Origin of the sequence: Streptomyces sp. NPDC088246 (assembly GCF_044741025.1) — a bacterium.
Lineage (GTDB): Bacteria > Actinomycetota > Actinomycetes > Streptomycetales > Streptomycetaceae > Streptomyces.
On the sequence record NZ_JBIURV010000146.1, the window covers coordinates 1 to 3,593 of the forward strand.

The 3,593-nt window shown below is 70.5% G+C and carries 1 protein-coding gene; it reads left to right on the forward strand.

The genetic code is table 11. From position 1 onward, the window contains the following. Positions 1–33 precede the first annotated feature (33 nt). Positions 34–3,593: amino acid adenylation domain-containing protein (locus ACIPEK_RS46370; protein ID WP_402008994.1), on the forward strand; the 3,560-nt coding region annotated here is incomplete at its 3' end.

Sequence of the window (3,593 nt, forward strand, 5' to 3'; positions counted from 1 at the left end):
GTGGCTGATCCGTTTGCCGCGGATGGTGGGCGGATGTATCGGACGGGTGACCGGGTGCGGTGGCTGGGGGATGGCCGGCTGGAGTTCGTGGGTCGTGCGGATGGTCAGATCAAGGTGCGTGGTTTCCGGATCGAGCCGGGTGAGGTGGAGTCCGCGCTGCTGGGTCATGCGCAGGTCGGCGCGGTGGTGGTGACGGCCAGCGGTGCGGGTGCGGAGCGCCGTTTGGTGGCGTATCTGGTTCCTGATGGTCTGGAGGAGGGGGTACCGCCGGTCGGGGAGTTGCGTGCGTTCCTGGCGGGGCGGTTGCCGGAGTACATGGTTCCGTCGGTATTCGTGGAGCTGAGCGAACTCCCGCTGACCGCCAACGGCAAACTCGACCACGCAGCACTGCCCGCCCCCGACAGCGTGCTCCACGACCAGACGGGCTTTGTTGCACCGCGCACCGAGGTGGAGCGCATCCTGGCCGAGGTGTGGGCGCAGGTGCTGGGCACCGACGAGATAGGTGCCGAGGGAAACTTCTTCGAACTGGGCGGGCAATCGCTCCTGGCCACCCAGGTGATCTCCCGTGTCCGTGAGGTGTTCGGCGTCGAGGTACCGCTGTCGGCGCTCTTCGACGAGCCCACCGTGCGGCAGCTCTCTGTGGTGATCGAGGGCGCCGGAGACGCCGTGGTCGCCCCTCCGGTGGTGGCGGTCGACCGGGGCAGGGCCCTGCCGCTCTCCTTCGGCCAGCAGCGCCTGTGGTTCCTCGACCAGCTGGAACCGGGATCGTCCGAGTACAACCTGTCGACGTCCGTGCGCTGGGACGTCGACGTCGACGTGGCGGCGTTGCGTGCGGCGTTGGGTGGGGTGGTGGCGCGGCACGAGGTGCTGCGGACGCGTCTGGTGGCGGACGCGGAGGGTGTGGCGCATCAGGTGATCGATGAGCCGGCGCCGTTCGAGCTGCGGGTGGTGGAGGTGCCGACGGGTGCGGACCCGGTGGTCGCGGTGCGGGGCGTGGTCGCGGCGGATGCGCAGGTGCCGTTCGACCTGGCGCGCGGGCCGCTGCTGCGGGCGACCCTGATCAGGGTCGCCGCACAGGAGCACGTGCTGGCGCTGTCCATGCACCACGTGGTGTCGGACGAGTGGTCGGGACGCATCCTGCGCCGCGAACTCGTCGCCCTGTACGAGGCGTTCCGCGCGGGTGACCCGGACCCGCTGCCGCCGCTGGAGATCCAGTACGCCGACTTCGCGGTCTGGCAGCGCCAGTGGCTGACCGGCGACGTCCTCGACACCCAGCTCGCCTACTGGCGCGACCGGCTCAGCGGCATACCCACCCTCGAACTCCCCACCGACCGCCCACGCCCCCCGGTCCGCTCCACCAAGGGGGGATTCGTCGACTTCCGCGTGTCGGCGCAGACGGCGCAGCGGCTGCGGGTCATCTCCCGCGAGGGTGGCGCCACCATGTCGATGACCCTGCTGGCGGCCTTCAACGTGCTGCTGGGGCGGTACGCGGGCACCGACGACGTGGTCGTGGGCACCCCGGTTGCGAACCGGAACCGGGCCGAGACCGAGAGCCTCATCGGCTTCTTCGTCAACACGCTCGTCATGCGGACCGACTTGTCGGGCGGACCGACGTTCACCGAACTCCTCGGCCGCGTACGAGACACGACGCTCGGTGCCTACGCCCACCAGGACGTGCCGTTCGAGCAGCTCGTGGACGAGCTCGTGACGGAGCGGGACCGCTCGCGCAGTCCGCTCTTCCAAGTCCTCTTCGACTACGACAACGGGCAGTCCGGCGATCCCGGCGAAGCTGCCACCCCCGATCTCGAGGACTCCGCCGACCAGCAGGGACCCGGCCCGGACGCCCTGCCGGTGAGGTTCGACCTGGTGGTCACACTGGGAGCGTCCGGAGACGAACTCTTGGGAGAATTTCAGTACAGCAGTGAGCTGTTCGACCCTGCCACGATCGAGCGGATGGCAGGACACCTCGTCACACTCCTCGACGCCCTCGCCGAGAACGCGGGCCGGCGCATCGACGATCTGCCGGACCTGACCGAGGCCGAGCGGTCCCAGCTGGTGTACGAGCGCAACCACACGGCCGAGTCGCTGCCCGCAGTAGGCGGTGTGCACGAGCTGATCGCGGCACGGGCCGCCGAACATCCGGATGCGGTGGCGGTGGTGTGCGGTGACGAGTCCCTGAAGTACGGGGATCTCCTGGCACGCGCGAACCGTCTTGCCCACCATCTGCGCGGCGCCGGCGTCGGTGCGGAGTCCGTGGTGGCCCTGTGCCTGCCGCGCGGGATCGACATGGTTGTGGCTGCGCTCGCGGTGTGGCAGGCGGGAGCCGCCTACCTGCCGCTGGACCCCGAATACCCGGCCGAGCGGCTCGCGTTCATGCTCGCCGACAGCGGCGCCCAAGTGCTCGTCCGTGCCGGTTCGGAGGCCGAGGATCTCTCGGCGGAGACCGTGATCAGGCTCGATGACCCGGCCGTCACGGACGCCCTGGCGGAGCTTCCGTCGAGTGAGCCCGAGGTGACGACGGGTCCCGACCAGCTGGCGTACGTCATCTACACGTCGGGTTCGATGGGTCGGCCGAAGGGTGTGCAGGTCGCGCACGGTGGTGTGGTGAACCTGGCGTTGGCGCAGGCTCGGACGTTCGGCGTGGGTGCCGGGGATGGCGTGTTGCAGTTCGCGCCGTTCGGTTTCGATGCCGCGGTGTCCGAGGTCGCGGTGACGCTGGTGGCGGGTGGCCGGCTGGTGGTGGCCACGTCGCAGGAGCGGAGCGAGCCGCGGGCCCTGGCCGCGCTGGTGCGCGAGCGGGAAGTGCGGGTGGCGACACTCCCGCCGTCGCTCCTGGCCGCCCTGACCCCGGCCGACCTGACGGGCCTCACGACACTGGTGACTGCGGGCGAACGCCTTGAGGAGGCCGCGGCCGCCGCATGGCGCAGCCGCTTCCGGCTGCTGAACGCATACGGTCCGACCGAGGTCACCGTCTGCGCCACCATGGCCGTCCTCGACCCCGAGGCCGAAGGCGTTCCTCCGATCGGCACGCCGATGGCCAACACCCGTGTCTACGTACTTGACGCGCAGCTGCGCCCCGTGCCGATCGGTGTGGCGGGTGAGCTGTACATCGCCGGTGCCGGTGTGGCCCGTGGCTACCGTGACCAGCCTGCCCTGAGCGCCGAACGCTTCGTCGCCGACCCGTTCGCCGGGGACAGCACCCGCATGTACCGCTCGGGCGACCGCGTGCGCTCGCTGCCGGGTGGAGAGCTGGAGTTCCTGAGCCGGGCGGACGACCAGGTGAAGGTGCGTGGGTTCCGTATCGAGCCCGGCGAGATCGTAACGGCGCTGGCCGCCCACCCGGGAGTGCGCACCGCCGCGGTGACCACCTTCGGCGCCGGTAACGAACAGCGCCTCGCGGCGTACGTCGTGCCCGAGTCCCAGGCCGAGGGCATCCCTGCCGTCAGCCATCTGCGGGACCACTTGCAGCAGTCCCTGCCTGCGTTCATGATCCCGTCGGCGTTCGTGGAGCTGGCGGCGTTGCCGCTGACCCCGAACGGGAAGCTGGACCGTTCGGCGCTGCCGGATCCGGAGGGTGCGCGCGTCGGCTCGGC